Genomic DNA, 25,270 nt, shown 5'->3' on the forward strand with positions numbered 1-25,270 from the left:
TCGATCCGAATGTGTGAGTCGACGTCAGAGTTGATGGTTGGAGCGCGGCGCGCATCGGACGGCCGCAGGATGCCGCAACGCGCACCCCGGCGTGCCATCCGCGGCTATACGCCCAGGAAAGCGGTCTGTACCTTGGGATCCTCCAGCAGCGCGGCGGATTCGTCGTCGAAAACCTTCTCGCCCAGTTGCAGGATGGCGGTGCGCTGCGCCACGCGCATCGCCCAGTTCGCATTCTGTTCCGCCAGCACGAAGGCCAGGCCTTCGCGCTGCTGGATGTCCAGCAGGATGTCGCCGATGCGTTCGACGATGATGGGCGCCAGCCCCAGCGAAGGTTCGTCCAGCAGGAACAGTTTGGGCCCGCTCATCAGTGCGCGGCCGATGGCCAGCATCTGCTGCTCGCCGCCGGACAGGCTGCCCGCCGCCTGCCGCGCCCGTTCCTTCAGGCGCGGAAAATAGCCGAACATCTGCTCCATGCGTTCCGCCAGGCGATCGCCGCCGCGGCCGAAGGCGCCCATCTTCAGGTTTTCCTGCACCGACAGCGACGGAAACACGCGGCGGCCTTCCGGCGAAAAGCCGATGCCCAGCTTCACCACTTCCGACGCGGCCATGCCCTTGATGCTCTTGCCTTGCCACAGGATGTCGCCGCCGTAGCCGTTGACGAGTCCCGTGATGGCTTTCAGCGTGCTGCTTTTGCCGGCGCCGTTGGAGCCGATCAGCGCCACGGTTTCGGCTTCGCCTATGCTCAGGTTCAGCGCGCGCGTGCCGGCCACGCGGCCGTAGCGCACGTCCAGGTTACGCAATTCCAGCAGTGACATTCCTAGTTCCCAAGTAAGCCTCGACGACGCGGCGGTCGCGCAGGACTTCATCCGGCTTGCCGCGCGTCAGTTCCTGGCCGGAGGCCACCACCAGCAGGCGGTCGCACAGGCCGGCGATGAAGCGCATGTTGTGGTCGATGACCATGACCGTGACGCCCGACTCGCGCACGCGCAGGATGGCGTCGCGCACCTGGTCGGTTTCCTCGGCGCTGAGGCCCGCCACGGGTTCGTCCAGCATCAGCAGCGTGGGCCGCGCGGCCAGCGCGATGGCGATGCCCAGGATCTTCTGCATGCCGTAGGGCAGGCTGCCGGCGGCATCGTCGGCCACCGCGGCCAGGCCCATGCGATGCAGCAGCTCTTCGACCTGGCCGTCCGATTCGGCGCGCTTGCGCCTGGCCCGCGGCGTATCGAACAGCGTCGCCAGGGCACCGGGATAGCGCGTCAGGTAGGAGCCGCGCACGATGTTCTCGCGCACGCTGCGCTGCGCATAGACCGCGGTCGATTGGAAGGTGCGCACCAGGCCGCGTTCGGTCAGGCGCGAAGGCGCCATGCCGGTGACGGTTTCATCGCGGAACACCACGGTGCCGCGCGACGGCTTGATGACGCCGCTGATCAGGTTGACCAGCGTGGTCTTGCCGGCCCCGTTGGGACCGATGACGCCCAGGATCTCGCCTTCGTAGACTTCGAAGGTGACGCCGTCGACGGCCTTCAGGCCGCCGAAGCTGATGCCGATGCCGTCCACATTGAGCAGCTTTTTCATGCGCGTGCCTCCTTGCGTCCGCGCCGCGCGCCGCGCAGCATGGCGGCCAGCCCGACCAGTCCGGACGAGAACGAGGCCATCACGAGGATCAGCGCTACGCCGAACAGGATGCGCTGGACTTCGACATAGCCGCGCAGCAGTTCGGGAAGCGCCACCAGGAAGACCGCGCCGACGATGGGGCCGACGACGTTGTACATCCCGCCCAGCACGTTCATCACGACCAGGTTCAGCGAATCGGTCATGCCGAAGGTGGTCGGATCGATGTAGTGCATGAAGAAGGCCAGCAGGCCGCCCTGCAGGCCGACCAGGCCGCAGCCCAGCACGAAGATGCCGACCTTCAGCCGGATGACTGGCACGCCGGCGCACTCGGTGACGCGTTCGGCTTCGCGCGCGGCGTCCATGGCGCGTCCGACCTCGGACATCAGCAGGCGGATGCACAGGGCGGCCACCAGCACGGCCGCGACCAGGGCGATGTAGTACTGCGCCAGCGGCGAGCTCCAGCCGGCATGCAGGTCCGGCAGGTTGGACAGGCCGTTGGAGCCGCCCGTGACGCTCTCCCATTCCACCAGCACCAGGCGGATGATCTCACCGAGCAGGAAAGTGACCAGCACGAAATACTTGCCGGTCAGGCGCAGCACGATGGGGCCGACCAGCAGGGCCAGCAACGCCGAGGCGCCGACGCCTATCGCCAGGCCGACGAAGGGAGACACGCCCAGCTTCAGCACCGACAGCGCGCAGGCATAGGCCCCCACGCCCATGAAGCCGGCATGCGAAAACGAGATGTGGCCGGTGCGGATGATCAGGTGCAGGCTGAGCGCGCCGATGACGTTCAGCAGGATCAGCGCGCCGATGGCCAGGATGAAGGCGTTGTCCGCCACGTGCGGCAGCACGGCCAGCACCACGACGGCCAGCACGCCCATCGCCAGCACTCTCGTGCCGCGCGGCGCGCCTTCGGTGTGGCGCGCGATGGGAGGATACAAGGAAGTATTCGACATGGCGGCCTCAGCGTTCCGGTTTTCCAAGCAGGCCCCACGGGCGCACCACCAGCAGCGCGATCACCACGCCGAAGGATACGAAGGTGGACGTGGCCGAGCCATAGAAGGTGGACAGGAAACTTTCGCCAAAGCCGAACAGCACGCCGCCCAGCGCCGCACCCGGGATGCTGCCCATGCCGCCCAGGATGACGACGATGAAGGCAACCATCAGCGGGCGTTCGCCCATGAATGGCGACAAGGCATAGGTCTGCGCATAGATGGCGCCGGCGATGGCGGTCATGAAGGCGGCCAGGAAAAACGCCAGCTGGTAGATGCGGCGCGTGTTCACGCCCTGCGCTTCGGCGATCTCGATGTCTTCGGAAGCGGCGCGCACGGCCAGGCCGTAGCGGCTCAGGCTCATGAAGCCCCAGAACGCCAGCAGCACCACCACGGCGATGCCGATGATCATCAGCTTGTCGGCCGGGATCGACACCGCGCCGATGGAGACCATGCTGTCCAGCGCGGCGGGAATCGAACGTTCGTAGACGTCGAAGATCAGCACGCAGCTGTAGACGATGGCGATATCCAGGCCCAGCAGGCCTATCATGCTCTGGAACATCTTCTGGTAGAAGCGGCGGTACACCAGCCATTCCAGAATCATGCTGCCGGCGGCGACGGTCAGCCCGGCCAGCAGGATGGCCACCACGTAGGGCAGCTTGAATTCGCCGAAGTAATAATGCAGCGCATAGCCGCCCAGCATGGCCAGGCTGCCGTGCGCGAAGTTGACCACTTTCATGATGCCGAACAACAGCGTGAACCCCAGGGCGATCAGGACGTAGATCGCGCTGAGGCTCAGGCCGTTTATCAGCACCTGGGTCAGGACCGGTGCGGAAAACATGCAATCCCCTGAAAGGCGGAACGTCCCGCGCGACGGCCGCGTACCGGCCGTCGCGCGGGACGGATAAGGCTTATTCCTTGACGGGCGTCAGGGAGGTGATCGTCTGCGGCTTGCCGTCCTTGATCTGCGTGATCCAGAACTTGTTCAGCAACTGGCGGTTCACGCCGTAGGCCTTCTGGCCGCCCCAGACCACCGGCCCGTAGATGCCGGCGTCGTAGCCGCTGATATTCTCCAGCGCGGTGCGGACCTTGTCCGTGTCGGTGACCGTGCCGGCATTTTCAAGCGCCTTGAAGAGGATCTTCGCGGAGTTGTACCAGCCCGGGGTCTGCGCGTTGATCACGCCGCTCCAGCGCTTCTTGTAGGCGTCGATGAACTTCTGCGCGCCGGGTTCGCGGAAGTCGAACACGTCATAGGACATGAAGCCTTCGGCGTTGGGGCCGGCGATGTCGTTGATCTCGTCGATGCCGGGGCCGCCGACCTGCCAGATCAGGCCCTTGTAGCCGATCTGCCGCGCCTGCTTGACCAGCAGGCCCGCTTCGCCGGGCGCGTTCAGGTTCAGGTCCAGGATGTCGACGCCCTGCGCCATCATGCGCGTGAGCAGCGGCGTGAATTCCTTGGAGCCGCGCTCATAGCTTTCCGACCATACGGTGTAGCCGTTGTCCTTGTAGGTCTGGCCCAGCGTGGGCAGCACGACCTGGCCGGTGGCGTCGTTGGGAACGATCAGCGCGACCTTCTTCACCTGGGGATGCGTTTCCTTCAGCCACTTGACCATCGCGGGGCCGAATTCGATGTTGCTGTTCATCGAACGGAAGTTGTAGCCGTTGGCGCCGCCCTGCTTCAGGATGTCCGGCGCGTAGCCGTTGGACAGCACGATGACCTTGCCCTGGTTGGTGATGGGTACCACCGCCATGGCGGACGGCGTGCCGATCGGCCCGATGACGAACTTGACCTTGTCGTAGTTCACCAGGCGCTCGGCCGCGGTGCGGCCGCCGGTGGCGGTGTACTTGTCGTCGTACATCACCAGTTCGGGCTTGTAGGTCTGGCCGCCGACCTTGAGTCCGCCCTGGGCGTTCACTTCGTCGATGGCCATCTGCACGCCGCGCTGCACGGCCAGGCCCCAGGCGGTGCCGCCGCCGGACAGCGGCCCGATGCCGCCGATCTTCAGTGCTTCCTGCGCGTGCGCGGACAGCGCGGCGCCGGTGCCCAGTGCGGCCAATATCAGGCTACCAAGCAGTTTCTTCGCATGCATGAGGCATTCCCCTTGTTCTGGAAACAGTGCGGTTGAAAACAGTCAGTTGACCGGCCTGGGCAGGGTGCCCAGTACCGATGTGGCGAAACGCGCGGCGGCCAGCAGGCGGTTGTCCTGGCCGTATGCGCCTATCAGTTGCGCGCCCAGCGGCAGGCCGCCGGGCCCGATTTCGAGCGGGAAGGACACGCAGGGCATGTGCAGCAGCGTCCAGATGGCGCCGTAGCGCGGCGATCCCGAATTGGCGTGGCCGGCTTCCGCTTCGCCGTCGGCGGCGGGATAGAGCAGCACGTCATGGTCGGCGAACAGCGTGCTGGCCCGCGCGCGCATCTGCGCCACGTGCTGCAGCAGCCCGGTGTACTCATCCAGGCCGATGTCCGCCCCGCCGCGCAGGCGGGCCTGCAGGCGCGGGCTGAGCTGGTTTTCGTTCCGCAGGCGTTCCTGCGCCAGCGTCTGGCGTGCCTCGAAGGCGAACAGGCGAAGCTGCATGGCTTCCAGCGCTTCGAATTCTGGCGGCAGCCAGAAGCGCGTGACCTGTGCGCCGGCCTTTTCCAGCGTGTCGGCGGCGCGCTCGATGGCGGCGATGGTGGACGGATGCGCGTAGTCCCATTGGCGCGACAGGCACAGGCCGATGCGCGGGCGCAGCACGCTGCCGGACATGACGTCGCGCGCGCCGTGCAGGCCCATCGTGAAGAAGGCGGCGTCGGCGACGTCGCGCGTGATCACGCCCACCGTGTCCTGCGAGGGGCTGAGCGGTTTCATGCCGCCGGTGGCGATCAGCCCGAAGCTGGGCTTGTAGCCGACCGCGCCGCAGTAGATGGCCGGCCGCACGATGGAGCCGGTGGTTTGCGTGCCGAAGGCCACGGGCACCATGTAGTCGCCGACGGCGGCGCCCGATCCGCTGGACGATCCGCCCGGCGTGTGGGTGACACGCAGCGGATTGACGGTCTTGCTGGGGGTCTGGGTGGCGAATTCGCCGGTCGCGACCTTGCCGATGAGCACGGCGCCGCGATGCTTGGCCAGGGCCACGCAGCCGGCGTCGGCGACCGGACGGTGGCCGCGGTAGATGGGCGAGCCGTACTCGGTGGGATAGTCGACGGTGTCGAAGATGTCCTTGGCGGCGAAGGGGATGCCGCGCAGCGGCCGGCCGCCCGGCGCATCCGCCGCCATGGCTTCGGCCTGCCGGGCGCCGGCCAGGGCGAGTTCCGGATCGCAGGCGACGAAGGCGCGGATCTCGTCATTGCGTTCGGCGATGCGTTCCAGGCAGGCCTGGACGACGGCGGTGGGCGTGGCCTCGCCGCGCTCGATGGCGGCGGCCGCTTGCCACGCGGTCAGCTGATTCAAAGGTTTCACTGCAACGTTCCGTGGAGTATTCGTGGCGACCCTGCTCGCGGTCGCCCGGTCGCGTCGATACAGCGGCGGCGGCTGGCGCGCGCGCTGTCGGCACAGGCCGGCTGTCTGGCTTGGGTACTTTATGGAGCGTCGATTGATATGTCTAATACAATCTACGGCCATCATTAAGATGGATTCGGACTTAATTATTCGGGAAAACGATGCCTCTGCTTTCGCGCGCGTTGCGGGCTTTCGTGGTGGTGGCCGAGGAGCTGCACTTCGGCCGGGCGGCGATACGGCTGAACATCAGCCAACCGCCGCTGAGCCAGCTGATACGCCAGTTCGAGGCCGAGGTCGGCACCGAGTTGTTCGTGCGTTCGACGCGTTCGGTGCGGCTGACCCAGGCGGGTGAAGTGCTGCTGGCGCGGGCGCGGCGGCTGGTCGACGAAAACGATACGATCCTGCGCGCGGTGCGGCGAGCCGGCAGCGGCGACGCCGGACGGCTGGCGGTGGGCTTCGTCAGCACCGCGGCCTATCGTGTGCTGCCGGGCGCCATCGCGCGCTACCGGGCCAAGTATCCGGACGTCGAGCTGATGCTGTTCGAAGAGTTGACCGGCACGATCACCGATCGTCTGCTGTCCGGTACGCTGGATATCGCGATCTTTCGCCGCCTGCCGCGCGCGACGGAGCCGGATCTGGTCTTCGAACGCGTGCATCGCGAGAAAATGGTGCTCGCCATGCCGGCGGATCACCCGTTCCGCGAACTCAACAGGGTGCCCATGCGCAAGCTGGACGGGCAGGCGATGGTGGGCTTCCAGCGCGAGGCATCCTCGTACTTCAATGCGGTGCAGACGCGCCTGTGCCGCGAACACAATGTGCGGCCGCGCATCGTCTACGAGAGCGTGCTGCCTACGCTGCTGGCGCTGGTGGAAGGCGGCATGGGAATGGCGCTGGTGCCGGAGTCGGCGGCGGGGCTGCGCAATTCGGTGGTGTATCGGCCCTTGTCGGGCTTGCCGGATGCGTTCGACGTCGACCTGTATTGCGCGCGGCGGCCGGATAACCTGAATCCCACGGCCCAGGCATTTGCGCGGATCCTGCAACAGGGCTAGTGTGTCGCCCATGACAATCAACACTACTCTTCCGCGCGTGGCGATCATCGGCTGCGGCGGCACGATCACGTCGCGCGGCACCGGTCCGCTGGACACGATGGATTACCCCGAGTTCGGCACGAAACTCAGCGTGGCGGACGTGCTGGAAGCGATTCCGGAGACAGGTTTCGTCGCGCGGACGGTGCTGGTGCCGTTCCGTGAAGTGAGCAGTTCGGCGATCACCACGCAGGATTGGTTCGCGCTGCGCGCGACGATACGGCGGATGGCGGCGGAACAGCCGGACCTGGCGGGTTTCGTCATCCTGCACGGTACGGCGTCGCTGGAAGAAACGGCCTTTTTCCTGGACCTGACCTTGTCGCTGGAGCAGCCGGTCGTCATGGTGGGCGCGCAGCGGCCGCTCAGCGCGGTCGGATCGGACGCGCCGATGAACGTGATCGCGGCCCTGCGCACGGCGGCGGCGCCGCAGTCGCGCGGGCGGGGCGTGCTGGTAGTCATGAACGACGAGATATGTTCCGCGCGCGATGTGGTGAAGACGCATACGCTGCGGGTGCAGACTTTCCGCTCTGCGGATTTCGGCGTGCTGGGGGTGGTGGATCCGGACGGGGTTTTCTACTACCGGCGCAACGATGACGCGCGTGCTGCCGCCGCGGATTTGCCGCTGCCTGATTTCACGGCATTGGCGGATGACGTTGCATTGCCTCGGGTGGATATTCTTTATTCACACATCGGCGCGGATGGCGCACTGGTGCAGGCCTGCGTGGCGGCGGGCGCGCGCGGGATCATCTGCGCGGGAATGGCGCCGGGGATGCCGGCGAAGGCCGAACGCGATGCCTATGAATCCGCGCGTCGTGGTGGCGTGGCATTGGTCCAGTGTTCACGGGCGGGCAGCGGGCGTGTCGCGAATCGGCGGGCGTTGCGGGAGAACGGCTGGATCGCCGGGAGTTCCCTGAGCCCGCAGAAGGCCAGGATACTGCTGGCCCTGACGCTTTCGTGTACGGATGATCTTGAGGTTATGCGAGGCGTGTTCGCGCGGTTCTAAAGGCGGGTTGCCGATTCGTTGATGGTATTACGGATGCCGCGACCGTCTGGGTGCTTGGCCCTTCGTGGCGTTGTCGGTTGAGTCAAGAAGGATCTGCCCTTGCCCGGCGCCGCGCGGCCGCCCAGCGCGGCCACGCAGCGCCTACGCAATGTGGAATGGCCTGGAGCGCCTTCCCGCGTTGATTTGAGATCGGAATGAGGTCAGTGATCCGCGGCGGTTCAGCCGTGGCCGTCCACCGTGTCCAGCCATGGCGAGGCCGGTACCCAGTTACTGCATCCACACTTAATGCATCCACAGACAGTTTCAACATACCCCCTTACCGCGTCCACAGACAGTTTGAACACACGGCCTGCGCAGTCAACCATTCCACTTGCGGTGACGACCACACGCGAAGGAGCATCCGACACAGACCAGAATCGCGTAGGCGCCGCGTGGCCGCGCAGGGCGGCCGCGTGGCGCCGGGCACCGCAAGATGTTTCTAGGCCAACCACCCTTGCCGACGAAGGGCCAAGCACACAGTCCCCCGCGGCATCCGTGAGTAAGGCACATCAGAGTCTGGTGGGGTGGTCACCCTGTCGGGGCCAGCCCGTTGAGGCCGCGCGAGGGCTGACGAAGGGAGGACGGCCGGGCAAAACAAACGCAAGAACGCCGACGACGTTCGGCCGCCGGACGAGGCAGACGAAGCGGGAGTCCGGCGCCCGCGCGCCGGACCGGCCGATCGGGATGGACACGATAGGGTGACCGCCCCGCCGGACGGCACCAGCACTCCGGCCGACACCCGCGCACCAGTACTCGCAAACAACACCAGCAGCCCAACGACGACCCACAACGCTCAGCGCAGAACCGTGGCGCCCTGCGTGTTGACGTACACCGAATACAGCGACTTGCCCGCCGCCATGAACAGGCGGTTTCTTTGCGGCCCGCCGAAGCACAGATTCGCGCAGCGTTCGGGCAGATGGATGTGCCCTATCCGTACCCCATCGGGCGCGAACACCGCCACGCCGTCGAGTTCTTCAGACCCCATCCCCCAGCCGCACCACAGACTGCCGTCCACATCGCACCGTATGCCGTCGGACGTCCCCGGCCCGCAGTCGATATGGACGCGCCCCGCGCCCACGCCGCGGCCGTCCGTGGAAACGTCGTGCGCCGTGATCAGCCGGTGTGGCGTGGCGCGTGACTGGACCAGGTACAGCACGCTTTCGTCCGGCGAGAAGCACAGCCCGTTGGGCCCGTCGGCGCCTTCGATCACCACGGTGAGCTCGCCCGTCTCCGCATCCCACCGGTACACCTGCGCCGGCAGTTCCTGCCTGCCCGGCAGCCCTTCGTACCAGCCGCCGATGCCGAACGGCGGGTCGGTGAACCAGACCGAGCCGTCCGACTTCACCACCACGTCATTGGGCGAGTTCAAGCGCTTGCCCTCGTAACGGTCGGCCAGCACCGTGATGGACCCGTCATGCTCGGTGCGCGTCACCCGGCGCCCTTCGTGTTCGCAGGTGATCAGCCGGCCCTGCAGGTCGCGCGTGTTGCCGTTGGCGTTGCGCGACGGTTGGCGGAATACGCTGAAGGCGCCTGTGGGTTCGTCCCATCGCATGATGCGATTGTTGGGAATATCGCTCACCAGCAGATAGCGGCCGTCGCCGAACCAGACCGGCCCTTCCGCCCAGCGCATGCCTGTACCCAGCTGTTCGACCGCGGCGGAGAAGATCACATAACGGGAGAAGCGCGGATCGATGACTTCGATGCGCGGATCGGGATAGCGTTCACTGGGTTGCCACACGGCCATGGTCTCCAAAATAGGCCCGCTCCAGGCGCGCGGCCAGGTCGGCTTCGCGCGTGCCGGCCTGCATGGCGATGCGGCCTTGCGCCAGGGCATATACGCGATCGGCCAGGGCCAGCGCCTTTTCCACCAGCTGTTCCACGAGCACGATGGCCGTGCCCTGCTTGCGCAGCTGTCCGGCAACGGTCAGGACGCGGTCGACCAGGACCGGCGACAAGCCCGCGGACGGTTCGTCGAGGATAAGCAGGCGGGGCCGCTTGACCAGGCCCTGCGCGACGACCAGCATCTGTTGCTGGCCCCCGCTCAGCGCGCCGGCGCGGTCGTGGCGCTTGGCCGCGATCTCCGGGAAATAGTCCAGGGCTTCTTCCACGCGCGTCCTGCGTTCCGTTCGCGGCGCGTCGTAGCCGGCCAGCATCAGGTTGTCGAGCACGCTCTGCTGCGTGAAGACGCGGTGGCCTTCGATGACGTGGACCAGCCCCACGCGCGCCGCTTCGCGCGGCGTGGCACGGCTCAGGTCGGCGCCGCCGAAGGATATGCTGCCGGCCGTGAGCGGCAGCAGGCCGGAGACGGCGCGCATCAGCGTGCTCTTGCCCGCGCCATTGGGCCCCAGGATGGCCACGATCTCGCCGGCGGCGACGTCCAGGTCTATGCCGCGCAGGATGCCGATCTTGCCGTAGCCGGCCGCCAGGCCGCGTACCGACAGTAGTGGCGTGTCGCCAGCGGGCGCGCCGTTTTCGGCGACCTGCCTATCCTCCGAGATATGCACTGACCACCTCCTTGTGTTCGCGCACCTGCGCCGGCGTGCCGTCGGCCAGCACGCGGCCCAGGTTCAGCACCGTGACGTGATCGCAGATATCGAAGATCAGGTCGGCGTGATGCTCCACCAGCAGCACGCCCGTGCCGTGCCGCGCGATGTGACGGATAAGCTCGCCCAGCCTGCGGATTTCCTCGGCGGCCAGCCCCGCGGCGGGCTCGTCGAGCAGCAGGAAGGACGGACGCAGCATCAGCGCGCGGGCGATTTCCAGGAAGCGCAGCTCGCTGTGTTGCAGGCGGTCCGCGCGTACCTCGGCCACCGCCCCCAGCCCGACGACGCGCAACGCGGTGCGCGCGGCGTCGTGCAGCACCCGTTCGTCGCGGCGATGGCGCGGCAGGTGCAGCATCGATTCGACGAAGGACGCATGGCCTTGCAGCGTGCCTCCTATCATCACGTTCTGCAGGACGGACGCCTCGCCGATGATGCGCGGCGTTTGGTAGGTCCGGGCGATCCCGCGCGGCGCGCGCAGCAGCGGCTGGCCGAGCGCCAGCGCCGCGCCGTTCAGGCTGAGCGTGCCGGCTTCCGGCGTGCAATAACCGGAGATGACATTCAGCGTGGTGGTCTTGCCGCTGCCGTTGGGACCGATAAGGCCGTGTATCTGCCCCGGCTCGATCTTCAGGCTCAGCCCGTCGATGGCCCGCACCCCGCCAAAGCTCAGCACGATATTCTGCAGCGCGATGCCACCGCTCGCGGGTGTCGTCGTCAGCAGCTGGGCCAGCGGCGCGGGTTCGGGCGCGATGCTGCGATTGGCCGGCAGCGGTCTCCTGTTGCGGAAGTCCAGCAGCGCCGCGATGCCCCCGGGGGCGACCAGCACGATCACCAGCAGCATCAGGGCATACAGGAAGTTCGACCACGCCGCCAGCGGCGCGGCGATCTCCGGCAATACCGTCAGGATCACCGTGCCCAGCAGCGGGCCCAGGATGGAGCCGCGTCCGCCGATCAGGATGGAAATAAAGAACAGCACCGACAGTTCGAAGGTGAAGGCATCGGGCGTGATGTAGGTCTGCAGCGAAGCGAACAGGCCCCCGGCCACCGCCGCCAGTACGCCGGCCAGGATGAAGACCAGCGCCAGCAACCTGACCTTGGAAATGCCGCTGGCTTCCGCCGCGACTTCGGCGTCGCGCACGGCGATCAGGCCGCGGCCGTAGCGGCTGCGCGCCACATTGGACGTCAGCAGCGTGCCGACGCCGGCGATCGCCAGGCACAGGTAGTACAAGCCCATCTCGCTGTCGAAGGGCGCCGGCAGCGCCGGTCCCGACAGCCCGATGCCGCCGCCGGTCACGTCCTGCCACGCCAGCGCGATCTGCGTGACGATGGTGGCGAAGCCCAGCGTGGTCATGGCGAAGTAGAAGGTGCGCAAGCGCAGCGCGGGCAATCCCACGATCAGCCCGAAGATGCCGCCGCCCACGCCGGCGCAGGCCAGCGCGACGAAGGGCGGCACGGCCGGCAGTACGTTGCCCGCAGCCAGGACGCTGGTGATGTAGGCGCCCAGCGTCAGCAGCGCCACGTAGCCGATGGCGAGCTGCCCGGCGAAACCCACCACCAGGTTCAGCCCGGACACCAGGATCCAATAGATGGCCGCGCGCGTGGCGATGACGGTCCAATACGTGTTGCCGCTGAAGGGCAGCAGCGCCGCGATCAGGAAGATCGCCAGGAAGGGCCACAGCGCATGCAGCCGGGCCGAGGCGTCGCGATGCCCTTGTCCCGCGCCGCCGTTGGCGGCCGGCGCGGGCTGGCTCGCCGGGTCATGGCCCGTGCCGCCGCGCCGTACGATGCTGTCGCCACCGCCCGCCGCCAGCCCCTGCAACCCGCTCTTCGCTCCCATCACACCCTCCGCGCCGTCGAGCTGCCGAACAGGCCCTGCGGCACTGCCAGCAGCACGACGATGAACAGCACGAACACCGCGATGGATGCGAAGACGCCGCCCACGGTGAAGTTGGCGGCCTGCTGGAACAGGCCCAATGCGAGGCCGCCGACCAGGGCGCCGCGGTTATTGCCCAAGCCACCCAGCGCCACCGGAACGAAACCATAGAAGTTCAGCAGCGTGCCATTGGCGAAGAAGGCCAACATCAGCTGGCCGCTGGCGAAGCCGGCGATGCCGCCGATGACCGCGGCCAGCACATAGCTCCATACGCGCAGTTGACGTTCCGGCAGGCCCAGCGCGCGTGCCGCGAAATTGTCTTCCGCCACGGCCAGGAAGGCCATGCCGACCAGCGTGCGGCGGTACAGGTATTCCAGTCCCAACACGACGAGCGCGCAGGCGACGACCGGCAACCAGAACTTTTCGTCGGCGACGCCCGAGCCCCAGCCGAACAGGCGCGGGAATGGCTGCGGCTCGGTGCCCCACTCGATGGCGGTCACCTGCTGGATCATCAGCGCCAGCGCCAGCGTGGACAGCACGTAAAGATGCTGGTCCAGGCTCTTCAGCACGGGCCGCACCGCCACCAGCTCCGTGGCCACGCCCATCAGCGCGCAACCGGCCAGCGTCGCGATGAATCCCAGCCAGGGCGGCAGCCCCAGCTTCAGGATGAACAGCGAGCCCAGCACGCCGCCCAGCATGCCCAGCTGCCCCGCGGTGAAGCTCATGACGCGCGAGGTCGCGAACATGGTGTTGTAGGTGATGCCGATGAGCGCGTAGACCGCGCCCATCGCCAGGCCGGATGCGATGATGGAGCCGAGCATGGTGCGTCCTCCGCGTCAGGCGTAGCCCGGCGCCAGCGCGAAGGTGCCATGCTTGGCGGAGTTGGCCGCCGACATGACGACGTCCGCCGTCGGGTAGCCATTGTGCTGTTCGGGCGTATAGGTGTAGTTGCCGAAATAGCCCTGATAGGGGTTCAGCGTATTCCAGTAGGCGATGATGTCCTTCGACGTCGCGCCGCTTTCCTGCACGGCCTTCGCCACCATCTGCACCGCGTCATAGCCTGCCGTGACCCACCAGAACAGGGTGTCGTCCAGGTTGACCTTGCCCTTCACCTTGTCGACGAATTCCTGCGAGCGCGGCGGTAGTTTGCCGCCGGCGTCGTAGCTGCAGCTGCGGTAGCCCACCGCATAGACCTTGTCCCAGTTCTGCGGCTTGCTGAGCAGGCCACGGATTTCCCCCGATGCCATGGAAGGATGGCCGGCGAAGACCACATCCCAGCCCATCTCGCCGCGCGCGTTGAACAGGCGCGCCTCCATGCCGGTGGAGACGCTCCAGATCACGATCACTTCCGCGCCGGCATTGCGCGCCCGCGTCATGTCGGGCGTCATGTCCGGCTGCGTGGCATCGATGTTGTTGCTGTAGACCACGTCGGCGCCATCGCGCTTGAAGTTCGCCACGCTGGCCTTCAGGGCGCTGACGCCGTAGCCGGTGGTGTCGCCGATCACGGCGATCTTCTTTACCTTCAGCACCTTCAGGCAGTAGTTGCGCGTGGCGTCGTCCCATTGCTCATTGGACGGCGCGATGCGAAAGGCATTGGGGAATTTCTTCGGATCGATCAGGCTGTCGATCACGCAGGGATGGATGTTCGGGATGCGGGCGCGCGCCATGATGGGTGTCACGGCCAGCGATTCGCCGGAATTGGTCGGCCCCCAGATGGCGTCCACCTTGACGGAGTTGATCATCTCCTGCGTGGCGTTAACCGCCTTGGTGGGATCGCCTTGCGTGTCGCGGGTGATGATCTCGATCTTGCGGCCCTTGACGCCACCCGCGGCATTCAGCGTTTCCGCCGCGAACTTCACGCCGCGGTCGAAGCCGACGCCCGGCGCGGAGCTGGGACCCGTCAGCGCGGCCAGCCAGCCTATGCGCAGCGGCTCGTCCGCCGCTCTGGCGAAACGCGGGGCACCGATGGCCGACGCTCCCAATATCCCGGTCGTGCCCAGGACGAAATTCCGACGCGATAGAGGCATGGTCTTTTCCTTGCAAAGAGAACCGGACAGCGAAAAGGGACGGCGTGGGGATGCGGTTGCCTGGCGCGCGGGCCGTTCAGCGTCGCGCGTTTTCCAGTTCGGCGATGCGCCGCGGGTCCAGCGTGAAGCCCCAGCCGGGACGTTCGGGTACCCGCGCGTCGCCGTCGACGAATTCCAGCCGCTCGCGATACAGCGTCGAAAACCACGGCATGTATTCGAGATAGATGGCGTTGTTCAGCGCGCACAGCACCTGGATGCTGGTCTCGGGAAACAGGTGGCTGGACACCGGCACGTCGTGGCTTTCCGCCATATGCCCCACCCGCATGAATTCGCTGACGCCGCCCACGCGTTGCAGGTCGGGCATCAGCACATCGGCGCTGCGCAGGGTCAACATGCCGCGAAAGCCGTAGCGCGTGTATTCGGTTTCGCCACTGGCGATGGGGGTGTCCAGCGCCGCGGCCACGCGGGCCACGCCTTCCAGGTCCCAGGCGGGCAGCGGTTCTTCGAACCACGTCAGGTCGTACGCTTCGAGCATGCGGCCCAGGCGTATGGCCTGGGCTTCGTTCAGGCCCTGGTTGGCGTCGGCCATCAGCCGCACGTCCGGGCCGATGGCCTCGCGCACGGCGCGCACGCGTTCGGCGTCCTGGCGCGGGTCCGGCATGCCCAGGCGCATCTTTACCGCCTTGAAGCCCTGGCGCACCATGTCCTGCGCTTCGCGTGCCAGCCCATCGATGTCCCGGTCCAGCCACAGGCCGCCGCTGTGATAGGCCGGCAGCCGGTCGCGCGCGCCGCCCAGCAGGCGGTAGAGCGGCATGCCGGCGGCCTTGCCGGCGATGTCCCACAGCGCGCCGTCGATGGCGGATATGCCCATCACCGGTATGCCCTTGTGGCCGAAGAAATTGATGTCCTTCCAGGCGCGCGCCCAGAAGCCGGCGATATGGCCCGCGTCGCGGCCCACCACCAGGTCGGCCAGTTCGTCCACCATCTGGCGCAGCACGCCGGTACGGCGGTCGTTCAGCGTGAAGACCAGGTTTTCGCCGACGATGCCGCTATCGGTATAGGCGTACACCAGCACCACGCCGCAACTGTCTATCGAACCCAGCGCGCTTTGGATGGGGCGGTCCAGCGGCAGCGACAACGCGCGCGTTTCCAGGCGTTCCAGCTTCATGTGTGCTTCTCCCGGATGACATGGCGTTCGCCGACGCGGTAACGCGCCAGGACGTCGGGGTCGGGGTCGCAGCCCAGGCCCGGGCCCTGCGGCACGGCGACGCGGCCGTCGCGCGCGCGCACCCAGGGATCGAAGGGATTGGCTTCCATGTCCAGCCACAGGACTTCGATCAGCGGCTTGTTGGGAAGCGCCGCCGCGATGTGCAACGTGGCGATGAAGCCCGGGCCGAAGTACGGCGAGTGCGGCACCGTCTGGACGCCATGCATCTGGCACAGCGTCGCCACGCGCATGGATTCGCCGATGCCGCCGATCTTGGTGACGCTGGGCTGCGCGATATCCAGCGCGCCCGCTTCCAGCAGGCGCAGGAAGCCATGCGGGCCGGCCACATTCTCGCCGGCGGCGATGGGGATGCCGCGCTGGCGCACGCGCGCCAGGCCCAGCGTGTCCTCGGGCGGCCAGACGGGCTCCTCGAGCCAGTACATGCCATCGTCGCGCAGTGTGTCGGCCATGGCGAGCGCGGTGGGCACGTCCCAGGCGCAATTGGTGTCCAGCATGATTGCGGCGGTGCCGCCGGCGGCTTGCGCGGCGCGCACCGAACTGGCGGTGACTTCATGCAGCTTGACGTGGCGATAGCCCTGCTCGACCGCCGCCGCGGTATTGCGCGCGACGAGTGCATCGTCGCTGTAGTTCAACAGGCTGGCGTAGGCGGGGAGGTCCGCGCAGGCGCCGCCGCCCAGCAGGCGATGCACGGGCAGGCCGCTGCGCTTGCCCAGCAGGTCCCACAGGGCGATCTCTACGCCCGACCAGGCGTAGACGTAGGCGCCGTTGCGGCCCAGCAGATGCGTGGCATGCAGCACCGCGCGCGTCATGCCGGCGATGTCGCCGGCATCGCGGCCGATGACCAGCGGCGCGACGATGGTGTCCAGCGCGGCGCGCGTGGCGGGGATGGCCGCGTGCCCGAAGGCCTCGCCCCATCCGACCAGGCCGTCTTCGGTTTCCACGCGCACCAGCAGGATGTCGAGCCGGTCCCACAGGGCGCCGGCGAAGCGTTGGTATGGCCCGCCCATGTCGAAGGGCACGGATACGACCTCGGAAGCGACGGACACGATGTTCATGTGCCGCTCCCGGTGGGCTGCACGCCGCCGTTGACGGTTGCCGCGCCAGGGCCTGCCGCCCCGGTGGTCCCTATGCGAATTGCCATGTTGTCTCCGTGGCGGCCGGCTCTTTTTTTACCGGCGCCTGGTTTTGCGGACCAGAATAGGGAGGCGGGTAGATAAAATCAATTGGGGCGAACTAATTTCCACATAAGCCCGCCTTATGCAGGAGGAGACACGATGTCGCTTACCGTCCGGCAGTTGGAGATCATTCGCGCCGTCAGTGTGCACGGGTCGGTTACCGAGGCGGCCGCCGCGCTCGGCATTTCGCAGCCGGCCATCAGCCTGATGCTGCGCGATTGCGCGACGCAGGCCGGTTTTCCTTTCTTCGTGCGCAAGCACGGACGCCTGCAGGCGACGCGGGAAACGCAGGTCATCCTGGCCGAACTGAACCGGATCTTCGACAGCATCGAACGGGTCAACCGTTTGATGGACGATATGCGCGAGATGACGGTGGGCACGGTGCAGGTGGCGTCGGTGCCGACGCTGGCGGACAACCTGCTGTCGCCCACCATCGCCGAATTCCAGAAATCCTGGCCACACATCCAGATTTCCGTCTTCACCGTCGACAACCTGGGTGTGTTCGAAAACGTGGTGCAGGAACGCGTCGATTTCGGCCTGGGGCTGTCGCCGTTGCATCATCGCGACGGCCGCATGGTGAAAGGCCGCATCACGGATGTGTGCGCCGCCGAACTGGTCTGCGTGGTGCACCCGGACAGCCCGCTGGCCGTGCGCGAGTCCGTGTCGCCGGCCGACCTGGCGGCCTATCCGCTGATTTCCTTCGGCAAGACGCAGCCGCTGGGGGCGCTGATCGAAGACAGTTTCCAGCGCGCGGGCGTGGCGCGGCGCATTTCCATGGAAGTCACGCTGACGTCCGTGGCGTGTTCCCTGGCGCGGTCGGGCGCGGGCGCGGCCATCGTCGACCCCTTCCATCTGTGGGCGCCGCGCGACCATGGCGTGGTGACCTTGCGCTACCGCCCGCGCACCGAGGTCAAGGCGCAGATGCTGCTGCCGAACAATACACCCTTGTCACGCTCGGCCCAGCTCTTCGTGTCGGCCTTGCGCCGCACGGTGCGCGACCGCGGCGCGGCCCTGCTGTCCTAGCCCTCCTACAGCTGCTGGAAGCTGCGGTAGCGCTTGTCGATGTATTCGCGCCGTGATTGCACGTCCCTGACCACCGCGCCGGGCGGGCCGCGGCCCAGCCATTCCAGCATCTGGTCGATCTGTTCAGGCGTGCCCTGCACCAGGGCTTCGACCGTACCGTCCTCGCGGTTCTGCACCCATCCGGTCGCGCCCACCATGTGCGCGCGCCGCACGGTGGCCATGCGGTAGCCCACGCCCTGGACCTTGCCATGGACTTGGACGAATAAGGTTTCGATGTGAGGGTCGACCATGATGAGCGGGGGATTGCGTAATGGATCCCTTATTTTTCCATACCCCGTGCGGGTGCGCGGGCGCGCATTAGTCGTGGGGGGTAACTTATTAAGTCAATCCGGCGTGGTTTATCCGGGCGTGGGCATTTCTTATGCTTGCATCATCCTCGAATACGCCCTGCCCGACGCAGGGCACCGGTTGATCGTCATGTCCTGTGATCCTGATATCGCTGCTGGCCGCCCAGGGCGCACGGCCGCCTCCTCCTCCAATGCGGGGTCGTCCAGTCCGGCATCCTCCGTGGCGCCACCCCATCCTGTGCGCTTCTACGGGCGCCGCGCCAGCGGGGCGGTGGCGCCCGTGGTCGTGCATTTCCACGGTGGCGCCTTCGTTTCCGGGTCGGTGGACGATTCCTCCACCGTGGCCCGGCTGCTGGCGGACGCCGGGGCCGTGGTCCTTTCGGTCGATTACCCGCTCGCGCCGCTGCATCCCTTCCCGTCCGCCGTGGAAGCGGCCTATGCCACGTTGCGTTGGGCCCATGAGCATCGACGGCAGCTCGGCGGCAAGGGCGCGGCGCTGTTCGTCGCCGGCGAGGAGGCCGGCGGTTGTATCGCCGCCGCCGTGGCGCTGATGGCGCGCGACCGCCTGGGACCGCCGGTGGATGGCCAGATCCTGTTTTCCCCGATGCTGGATGCCAGCATGGGGACGGCGTCCGTGCGTTGCGCGCAGGGCACCGACGAAGGCGCGGAATGGGCCGGGGGTTGGCGCGGCTATTTGCCATGCGCCTGCGACGCCAGCCATCCGTATGCATCTCCCCTGGCGGGAACGCGCCTGGCCGGCCTGCCCCCCCTGCTGCTGCTCAGCGGTTCGGACGATCCCTTGCGCGATGAGGGCCGCGCCTATGCCAGCCGCCTGCGGGCGGCCGGCGTGCCCGTGATCCGGGAGGCCCGCGAACGCGCGCACGCCTGGCAGGGCGCGGATGCCGGCGATGAGCCGCCGGACAGCGCCGAACTGGACGCGCTGCGGGCGCGCCTGTTCAGCTTCCTGCTGACGCACCCCGGTGGCGTTGCGCCAGCGGCTCCGCTTTAGCGTTTAGACCGAAAGCGCAAGGGTTGCGCCCGCGGTTGGCGGGCGCGGCCGCGGCTCATCGGCACTATGCATGAGGCGCCCGTCGTTTCCGTCCTAGGAAGGACGAGCGATAGTTGCTCCGCGTTTGAAAAGATACCTTACGCCGTACATAGCCGCTAACCACTTGAGTCCCCGGGCGGGGACGTGCGGCGAGGTGTCTGACCAGTGCGGAGCGCGATGTGAACCAGGAATACCTTCTTCCGGAAGAAACCACCACAGAATACAAATCGCGAGGCTACATCTCGCTGGAGGAGATCTGCCCGCCCGATGAAGTGGCCCAGATACGCCAGACCCTCATGCGCATGTTCGAGAACAAGGTTGGCTACGAAGAAGGCGCGCAATACGACTTCGCCAGCCGCGACGATCCCAACAAGCCGCAGACCTTCCCCAGCCTGCACGACCCTTCGCATTACGCCCCCGAACTGTTGAAGACCACATATCACCGTCGCGCGCTCGCCATCGCCCGCCAGCTGCTGGGGCCGGACGCCGCGCTGTACGGCGAGCATGCGCTCCTCAAGCCGGCGCGCGTCGGTCCGGAAACGCCCTGGCACCAGGATGAAGCCTTCCGCTCTCCCGATTTCGAGTATCGCGAACTGAGCATCTGGCTGGCCCTGCAACCGGTGGGCGAAGTGAACGGCTGCATGCAGTTCATTCCCGGATCGAACCTCTACGATGTGCTCCAACATCGTTCGCCCGGCAACGACAAGTCGCTGCATCCCCTGGAATGCTGCGACGATTTCAAGCGGACCGACGCGGTACCCGTGCCGCTGCCCGCCGGCGGCTGCACCGTGCACGACATGCGGACGCTGCACTACACAGGCCCTAATACTTCGGACGCCCCGCGTCTGGCCTACATCCTTATCTTCAATGTGCCGCCGGTGTACAAGCCGAACCAGCGCAAATTCGACTGGCTGGAAGGGCGCCGCACGGACAGCCAGGTGCGCAAGCGCGAATGGCATCGGCGCGGTGGCATCGCCGTGGAAGTCATGCGGCGGCTGCCGCGGGCGCGGCTGACCAACGGCAGGTGGGTAGCCTGGGCCGCCATCCGGGCCGTCAGCAAGGTGTTGCACCGGCCGCGCGGCTAGGGTCGGCTGGTGGGAGGCAGGGATATCGGGAGGGGCGGCGCGGGAACCATCGCGCTGCCCCTCGGTCTACTTCGTTCAGGAAAACGTAAGGAGATCGATATGAAATGCCCCAGCTGCAACGAGCCCGACCTGGTGATGTCTTCCCGGCAGAACATCGAGATCGACTATTGTCCGCAGTGCCGCGGTGTATGGCTGGACCGCGGCGAACTCGACAAGCTGATCGAACGCAGCATCCAGGAAAGCGGTGCCGTCGCCCAGGCCGCGCCGCCCCCGCAGCCCCAGGGCCGGCCCTACCGGGACGACGGCGGCGACCGGCATTATCGCGACCATGACTATGACCGCGATCGCGGCCGGGGCCATGACCGTGGCTACCGCAAGAAATCCTTCTGGCACGAGATCTTCGACTGAGCGCCATCCGTCCCGCGCGAGCGCATAATGCGGGCCTGGGCGGGCGCGCTTGGTCCCCGCCCCGGATGGAGAAAACGATGCGGATGTTGTTTCTGGGCGCGGGTGGCACCGGCGGCTATTTCGGCGGTCGTGCCGCGCAGGCGGGCGTGGACGTAACCTTCCTGGTGCGCGACGCGCGTGCCGCGGCCCTGCGCGAAAAAGGGCTGCGGCTGCGCAGCCCGCGCGGCGATGCGACGATCCATCCCGGGATAGTGACGGCCGGCGACCTGGGCGGCGATTACGACGTCGTCGTGCTCAGCTGCAAGGCCTACGACCTGGGCAGCGCCATCGCGGCCATCGCGCCGGCGGTCGGCCCCGGCACGGTCGTGCTGCCCATCATGAACGGCATGGCGCATTACGACGTGCTGGACGGCAAGTTCGGCGCGCAACGCGTGTTGGGCGGCCTGTGCCAGATCAGCGCCACGCTGGGGCCGGAAGGCGAAGTCGTCCATATGGGCGAGCATGCCAGCTTCGTGTTCGGCGAGCGCGCCGGCGAGCCGCGCAGCGAGCGCTGCGTGGCTCTGGAAGGCGCCCTGGCCCAGGCCGACTTTTCGTCCCGCCTCAGCACATCCATCCATCAGGATTGCTGGGAAAAGTACGTTTTCCTGTGCAGCCTGGCGGCCGGGACCTGCCTGATGCGCGGCTCGGTGGGAGAAATCGCGTCGACGGCGGACGGCCAGGGCGTCCTGCTCGGCCTGCTGGACGAAGCCCAGGCCGTGTCCGCGGCGGCCGGGTATCCCGTGCGGCCTCCGGCCGACGCGGCGGCGCGCAAGCTGTTCACCGATACCGGCTCGCCGGTGACGGCGTCGATGTTCCGCGACCTGCGCCAGGGCCTGCGTGTCGAAGGCGACCATATCGTCGGCGACATGATCGCCCGTGGCGCCGCCACCGGCGTCGCCACGCCCTATCTGCGTGTGGCGTATTCGCATCTGCAGGTCTATCAGAACCAGCGCGACGCCTGAAGGGTCTGAAGTTTTGTTTACACTGGCACGCCGCGGGCGCGCGTGCCGGCCAGCCCGTCTATCCATCAGTCCGGAATCCGCATGAAGCTCAAACCCCTAGCCGCCACCTTCCTGCTCTGTGCGGCCGCCAGCCTGTGCGCCGCCGCGCACGCAGCGCCGGCGGACAACAAGGCGGTGGTGACGGCATTCTTCCGCATGCTCTTCCAGGACAAGAACGTCGACAAGGCGCTGCAGACCTACGTCGCCAAGGACCTGATCCAGCACGATCCCTATCTGCCCGACGGGGCGTCGGCGATGGCGGACTTCTATGGGCCGTACCTGGAACAGCACCCCATGGCCAGCGCCGACATCAAGCGCATGATCGCCGAAGACGATCTGGTGGTCGTGCATACGCTGTGGAAGGAATCGCCCGAGGATACCGGGCAGGCCGTGGTGGACATCTTCCGGCTGCGCGACGGCAAGATCGTCGAGCACTGGGATGTCAGCCAGGACATTCCGGAAAACCCGGCGAACCGCAACACGATGTTCTAGCCCGCGCACGCGGATATCCGGACACGCAATGAACCAGCCCTTCACGGTCTATCTGGCGGGATTCGACGTCTTCCGGCCGGATGCCGTGGCGTACGGCGCCAGCCTGAAGGCGCTGTGCGAGCGGTATGGGCTGCGCGGCCTGTACCCGCTGGACCAGGCCGGCCCCGCCGGTTTGGACGGTCGCGAACTGGCGGACTTGATCTGCCGCGCCAACGTCGGGCTGATACGCCAGGCCGACGGCATCATCGCCAATCTGAATCCCTTTCGCGGACACGAGCCGGATTCCGGCACCGCCTTCGAAGTCGGCTACGCCGCCGCGTTGGGCAAACCGGTCTGGGCGTATACGTCCGTGGCGGGCACCATCGTGGAGCAGGTGGCGGTGGGCAAGTCGGCGCAGGGCGATGCGCACCTCGACGCGCAAGGCTACGTCGTCGAGGATTTCGGCATGAGCCTGAACCTGATGCTGGCCTGCAGCGCAACCGTCGTGGTCGGCGATGCGGAGGCATGTCTGGTCCGCGTGGCGCGCGACGTCGGCGCGGCCAGCCCGCGCCCCTGAGCGCACGGCCGGCCAGCGTCCCTGACGCGGTCAGGCTGCCTGCGATTCCAGTTCCGGCTCGGCCACGCCCTGGGGTGCCAGGCCGCGGCGATGGTCGGCCAGTTCCGCGATGGTCAGCGCCACCAGCCCATGCCTGGCGGCATAGCGGTCGATCGCGTCGCCGCGCGTCATGGTGCCGTCGTCGTTCATCAATTCGCACAGCACGGCGGCCGGGCGCAGGCCGGCCATGACGGCCAGATCGACCGAGCCTTCCGTGTGGCCGCGCCGCGTCAGTACGCCGCCCGGCTGCGCGCGCAAAGGGAACACATGGCCCGGGCTGACGACATCGCCGGCCTGGGCATTCGGCGCGATCGCGGCGCGGATGGTGGTGACGCGGTCCTTGGCGGAAACGCCGGTGCTGACGCCTTCGCGGGCTTCGATCGAGACGGTGAAGGCGGTGCCATGGCGGCTTTCGTTGCGCGCCGTCATGGGCGGCAGCGACAGGCGGTCCAGGGTGTCGTCCTCCAGGCACAGGCAGACGATGCCGCTGCAGTCGCGGATCAATTGGGCCATGACCGGCACCGTGATCTTGTCGGCGGCGACGATCAGGTCAGCCTCGTTTTCGCGGTCGTAGTCGTCCAGCAGGATGACGGGGCGGCCCAGGCGCATGTGATGCAGCGCGCGCGCCAGGCGCATGGGAAAAGGTTGCGCGAAAATCGCCGGCGTGCGGGACTCGGCACTGAAGGTATACGAAGTTGCTTGTGACATTGAAACGCTCTCGCGGAAAGTTGGGCGAAAAACGTTTCAGGGCTATAGGGACAGCCAAACGCAAAACCGCGGACGCGCCGGGAGGCGCGCGGGGTACGGATTGTGCCGGCACATCTTCTCTCATCCGGACTATGACCGTCGGCTCTGGAATCTGACCAGATCTGCTGACCCCGCCGTCCGTTGTCGGACCGCGGGCGCTCGCGGGCTTGCCACATTGCATGGCCTACCGCCGGTGGGGAATCTCACCCCGCCCTGAAGACGCACTGCATGCCGCTGGTTGGACGGCATGACGGGATTGTATGCCAGTCCGGGCGGGAGGCCGGGGATGCCCACTGGCGCTGTAGGGCCGCGCCGCGGAACTGAACCTCGACTTCAGTCCTTTTTCTTCTTTTTCTTCTTGGGCAAGGCCAGCATGGTGCCGCGGCAGTCCGCCGCGCCGCACAGGCATTTGTAGCCTTCCTTCAGGGCCTTGGTGATCTTGCCATCCAGCACCAGGCCGTAGTCGTAGAAGAGCTCTTCGCCGCGCTTGATGTCGCGCAGGGAATAGATATAGACGCGCTTGCCCGCGCTGCCTTCCTGCGATTCGCAGTTGGGCGCGCAGCTGTGGTTGATCCAGCGCGCGTCGTTGCCGCCGTCGCCGCCGTCGATGACCTTGCCGGACGACAACGAAAAGAAAAAGGTGTGGAAAGGGTCGTCCGGATTGGTGGGATGGCGCCGGTCCGCTTCCTTGGCGCTGATGCGCGCGCCGCCGTATTCCAGGATGCGCGTGCCCGCGGGGATTTTGCGCGCGGCGAAGACGCCGTTGCCGTGCAGCTTGGAGCGCCGCACGACGTGCCAGGGTTTGGAGCTTGCTTCGGTCATGACCAGCCAGGATCCACGCGCATCGCGCGGTAAGGGGACCACCGATCACGCCGGGCGCAATCGGACGAATTGACGGGGGATTATATCGGCGCGTTATGTCGGCGTGGGGGCGGGCGGCATCAGGGGCAGCATGGATTCCTTCAGCCGGCGCAACACGAAACTGGACTTGCTGTGCCTGATGCCCGGAATGCGGTACAGCTGCTCGCGCAGCAGGCGTTCGTAGTCGCGCGTATCGCGCACCGCGATACGGATGTAGTAGTCGTAATCGCCCGACACCAGGAAGGCTTCCAGTACCTCCGGGACCTGGGCCAGCGCGCGGCCGAACTCGTAGAGCGTTTCTTCGCTATGGCTTTCCAGGGTGACGTGCACGATGACCGTATCCATGAAGCCCAGCGCGGCCGGATCGATATTGACGGTGTACCCGCGGATCACCCCTTCGCTTTCCATGCGCTTGATCCGGTTCCAGCAGGGCGTGGACGACAGCCCTACCGCCGCGCCGATCTCGTTCAGGCTGGCGCGGGCGTTCTCCTGCAGCACGCCCAAAATGGCCAAATCGAATTTGTCGAGACGCATTTTCTGGATTCCCCGTGTTTTTCAGACAGATTTAC

The 25,270-nt window shown here is 67.0% G+C and carries 26 protein-coding genes and 1 riboswitch; of the genes, 9 read left to right on the forward strand and 17 right to left on the reverse strand.

Features of this window, described 5'->3' with window-relative positions; translation table 11 throughout:
• Nucleotides 1–104: 104 nt before the first annotated feature.
• From CAL12_RS00315 to CAL12_RS00340, 6 genes are all read right to left on the reverse strand, one after another.
• The gene (locus CAL12_RS00315; protein WP_086062653.1) at nucleotides 105–815 is read right to left on the reverse strand and encodes an ABC transporter ATP-binding protein; all 711 of its coding nucleotides are present in this window, start codon (nucleotides 813–815) and stop codon (nucleotides 105–107) included.
• Nucleotides 793–1,575 carry an ABC transporter ATP-binding protein gene (locus tag CAL12_RS00320; RefSeq protein WP_086062654.1) on the reverse strand — a complete coding sequence of 261 codons (783 nt, stop codon included), beginning with the start codon at nucleotides 1,573–1,575 and terminating at the stop codon, nucleotides 793–795. Before CAL12_RS00320 ends, CAL12_RS00315 begins: the two co-directional genes overlap by 23 nt.
• Nucleotides 1,572–2,570 carry a branched-chain amino acid ABC transporter permease gene (locus CAL12_RS00325; RefSeq protein ID WP_086062655.1) on the reverse strand — a complete coding sequence of 333 codons (999 nt, stop codon included), beginning with the start codon at nucleotides 2,568–2,570 and terminating at the stop codon, nucleotides 1,572–1,574. The genes CAL12_RS00320 and CAL12_RS00325 overlap by 4 nt, the downstream gene beginning before the upstream one ends.
• 7 nt (nucleotides 2,571–2,577) lie before the next feature.
• Nucleotides 2,578–3,447 carry a branched-chain amino acid ABC transporter permease gene (locus tag CAL12_RS00330; protein WP_086062656.1) on the reverse strand — a complete coding sequence of 290 codons (870 nt, stop codon included), beginning with the start codon at nucleotides 3,445–3,447 and terminating at the stop codon, nucleotides 2,578–2,580.
• Between the two features lie 70 nt (nucleotides 3,448–3,517).
• The gene (locus CAL12_RS00335; RefSeq protein ID WP_086062657.1) at nucleotides 3,518–4,696 is read right to left on the reverse strand and encodes an ABC transporter substrate-binding protein; all 1,179 of its coding nucleotides are present in this window, start codon (nucleotides 4,694–4,696) and stop codon (nucleotides 3,518–3,520) included.
• 42 nt (nucleotides 4,697–4,738) lie between these two features.
• Nucleotides 4,739–6,046 carry an amidase gene (locus CAL12_RS00340; protein ID WP_086062658.1) on the reverse strand — a complete coding sequence of 436 codons (1,308 nt, stop codon included), beginning with the start codon at nucleotides 6,044–6,046 and terminating at the stop codon, nucleotides 4,739–4,741.
• A 200-nt stretch (nucleotides 6,047–6,246) separates the two neighbouring features.
• Here CAL12_RS00340 and CAL12_RS00345 point away from each other — a divergent pair, with 200 nt between their 5' ends.
• Together CAL12_RS00345 and CAL12_RS00350 are read left to right on the forward strand one after the other, a co-directional pair.
• Nucleotides 6,247–7,134 carry a LysR substrate-binding domain-containing protein gene (locus tag CAL12_RS00345; RefSeq protein WP_086062659.1) on the forward strand — a complete coding sequence of 296 codons (888 nt, stop codon included), beginning with the start codon at nucleotides 6,247–6,249 and terminating at the stop codon, nucleotides 7,132–7,134.
• Between the two features lie 10 nt (nucleotides 7,135–7,144).
• The gene (locus CAL12_RS00350) at nucleotides 7,145–8,173 is read left to right on the forward strand and encodes an asparaginase (RefSeq protein ID WP_086062660.1); all 1,029 of its coding nucleotides are present in this window, start codon (nucleotides 7,145–7,147) and stop codon (nucleotides 8,171–8,173) included.
• Between the two features lie 832 nt (nucleotides 8,174–9,005).
• Here the strand turns inward: CAL12_RS00350 and CAL12_RS00355 are convergent.
• The 7 genes from CAL12_RS00355 to CAL12_RS00385 all read right to left on the reverse strand — a co-directional run bounded on the left by CAL12_RS00355 (nucleotide 9,006) and on the right by CAL12_RS00385 (nucleotide 16,935).
• Nucleotides 9,006–9,950 carry an SMP-30/gluconolactonase/LRE family protein gene (locus CAL12_RS00355; protein ID WP_232464656.1) on the reverse strand — a complete coding sequence of 315 codons (945 nt, stop codon included), beginning with the start codon at nucleotides 9,948–9,950 and terminating at the stop codon, nucleotides 9,006–9,008.
• On the reverse strand, nucleotides 9,934–10,716 hold the full coding sequence (locus CAL12_RS00360) for an ABC transporter ATP-binding protein (RefSeq protein ID WP_086062662.1): 783 nt from the start codon (nucleotides 10,714–10,716) through the stop codon (nucleotides 9,934–9,936). Before CAL12_RS00360 ends, CAL12_RS00355 begins: the two co-directional genes overlap by 17 nt.
• Nucleotides 10,697–12,589, reverse strand: coding sequence for a branched-chain amino acid ABC transporter ATP-binding protein/permease (locus CAL12_RS00365; protein ID WP_086062663.1), 1,893 nt, complete (start codon nucleotides 12,587–12,589; stop codon nucleotides 10,697–10,699). The genes CAL12_RS00360 and CAL12_RS00365 overlap by 20 nt, the downstream gene beginning before the upstream one ends.
• Nucleotides 12,589–13,446 (reverse strand): branched-chain amino acid ABC transporter permease, encoded by an 858-nt coding sequence (locus CAL12_RS00370; RefSeq protein ID WP_086062664.1) that lies wholly within the window; start codon nucleotides 13,444–13,446, stop codon nucleotides 12,589–12,591. The genes CAL12_RS00365 and CAL12_RS00370 overlap by 1 nt, the downstream gene beginning before the upstream one ends.
• A gap of 15 nt (nucleotides 13,447–13,461) precedes the next feature.
• Entirely contained in the window at nucleotides 13,462–14,652 is a 1,191-nt protein-coding gene (locus tag CAL12_RS00375) for an ABC transporter substrate-binding protein (protein ID WP_198298343.1), read from the reverse strand.
• A 76-nt stretch (nucleotides 14,653–14,728) separates the two neighbouring features.
• Nucleotides 14,729–15,820: a mandelate racemase/muconate lactonizing enzyme family protein gene (locus tag CAL12_RS00380; RefSeq protein WP_086062665.1), complete on the reverse strand. Its 1,092-nt coding sequence runs from the start codon at nucleotides 15,818–15,820 to the stop codon at nucleotides 14,729–14,731.
• Nucleotides 15,817–16,935 carry a mandelate racemase/muconate lactonizing enzyme family protein gene (locus CAL12_RS00385; RefSeq protein WP_086062666.1) on the reverse strand — a complete coding sequence of 373 codons (1,119 nt, stop codon included), beginning with the start codon at nucleotides 16,933–16,935 and terminating at the stop codon, nucleotides 15,817–15,819. Before CAL12_RS00385 ends, CAL12_RS00380 begins: the two co-directional genes overlap by 4 nt.
• 219 nt (nucleotides 16,936–17,154) lie before the next feature.
• Here CAL12_RS00385 and CAL12_RS00390 point away from each other — a divergent pair, with 219 nt between their 5' ends.
• Complete coding sequence (locus tag CAL12_RS00390) at nucleotides 17,155–18,078, forward strand: LysR family transcriptional regulator (protein ID WP_086062667.1); 924 nt, start codon at nucleotides 17,155–17,157, stop codon at nucleotides 18,076–18,078.
• A 5-nt stretch (nucleotides 18,079–18,083) separates the two neighbouring features.
• Here the strand turns inward: CAL12_RS00390 and CAL12_RS00395 are convergent, their stop codons facing one another.
• Nucleotides 18,084–18,368 carry an acylphosphatase gene (locus CAL12_RS00395; protein WP_086062668.1) on the reverse strand — a complete coding sequence of 95 codons (285 nt, stop codon included), beginning with the start codon at nucleotides 18,366–18,368 and terminating at the stop codon, nucleotides 18,084–18,086.
• Nucleotides 18,369–18,645: 277 nt separating this feature from the next.
• Between CAL12_RS00395 and CAL12_RS00400 the strand changes: the two genes are divergently transcribed.
• From CAL12_RS00400 to CAL12_RS00425, 6 genes are all read left to right on the forward strand, one after another.
• Nucleotides 18,646–19,434 (forward strand): alpha/beta hydrolase, encoded by a 789-nt coding sequence (locus CAL12_RS00400; protein ID WP_232464657.1) that lies wholly within the window; start codon nucleotides 18,646–18,648, stop codon nucleotides 19,432–19,434.
• Between the two features lie 218 nt (nucleotides 19,435–19,652).
• On the forward strand, nucleotides 19,653–20,558 hold the full coding sequence (locus tag CAL12_RS00405; RefSeq protein WP_086062669.1) for a phytanoyl-CoA dioxygenase family protein: 906 nt from the start codon (nucleotides 19,653–19,655) through the stop codon (nucleotides 20,556–20,558).
• A 99-nt stretch (nucleotides 20,559–20,657) separates the two neighbouring features.
• Nucleotides 20,658–20,966 (forward strand): TFIIB-type zinc ribbon-containing protein, encoded by a 309-nt coding sequence (locus tag CAL12_RS00410; RefSeq protein WP_086062670.1) that lies wholly within the window; start codon nucleotides 20,658–20,660, stop codon nucleotides 20,964–20,966.
• A 77-nt stretch (nucleotides 20,967–21,043) separates the two neighbouring features.
• Entirely contained in the window at nucleotides 21,044–21,967 is a 924-nt protein-coding gene (gene panE, locus CAL12_RS00415) for a 2-dehydropantoate 2-reductase (protein ID WP_086062671.1), read from the forward strand.
• Nucleotides 21,968–22,048: 81 nt separating this feature from the next.
• Nucleotides 22,049–22,498 carry a nuclear transport factor 2 family protein gene (locus tag CAL12_RS00420; protein ID WP_086062672.1) on the forward strand — a complete coding sequence of 150 codons (450 nt, stop codon included), beginning with the start codon at nucleotides 22,049–22,051 and terminating at the stop codon, nucleotides 22,496–22,498.
• A 28-nt stretch (nucleotides 22,499–22,526) separates the two neighbouring features.
• Nucleotides 22,527–23,054, forward strand: a complete 528-nt coding sequence (locus tag CAL12_RS00425) for a nucleoside 2-deoxyribosyltransferase (RefSeq protein WP_086062673.1) — start codon at nucleotides 22,527–22,529, stop codon at nucleotides 23,052–23,054.
• Nucleotides 23,055–23,084: 30 nt separating this feature from the next.
• Here the strand turns inward: CAL12_RS00425 and ribB are convergent, their stop codons facing one another.
• From ribB to CAL12_RS00440, 3 genes are all read right to left on the reverse strand, one after another.
• Entirely contained in the window at nucleotides 23,085–23,801 is a 717-nt protein-coding gene (gene ribB / locus CAL12_RS00430) for a 3,4-dihydroxy-2-butanone-4-phosphate synthase (RefSeq protein WP_086062674.1), read from the reverse strand.
• Nucleotides 23,802–23,909: 108 nt separating this feature from the next.
• Nucleotides 23,910–24,065: riboswitch (FMN riboswitch) on the reverse strand.
• A gap of 108 nt (nucleotides 24,066–24,173) precedes the next feature.
• The gene (locus tag CAL12_RS00435) at nucleotides 24,174–24,662 is read right to left on the reverse strand and encodes an SET domain-containing protein (RefSeq protein ID WP_086062675.1); all 489 of its coding nucleotides are present in this window, start codon (nucleotides 24,660–24,662) and stop codon (nucleotides 24,174–24,176) included.
• Nucleotides 24,663–24,755: 93 nt separating this feature from the next.
• Entirely contained in the window at nucleotides 24,756–25,235 is a 480-nt protein-coding gene (locus CAL12_RS00440; protein ID WP_086062676.1) for an Lrp/AsnC family transcriptional regulator, read from the reverse strand.
• Nucleotides 25,236–25,270: the final 35 nt, after the last annotated feature.

The sequence above is a fragment of the Bordetella genomosp. 8 genome, assembly GCF_002119685.1.
In the GTDB taxonomy this organism is placed as follows: domain Bacteria; phylum Pseudomonadota; class Gammaproteobacteria; order Burkholderiales; family Burkholderiaceae_B; genus Bordetella_C.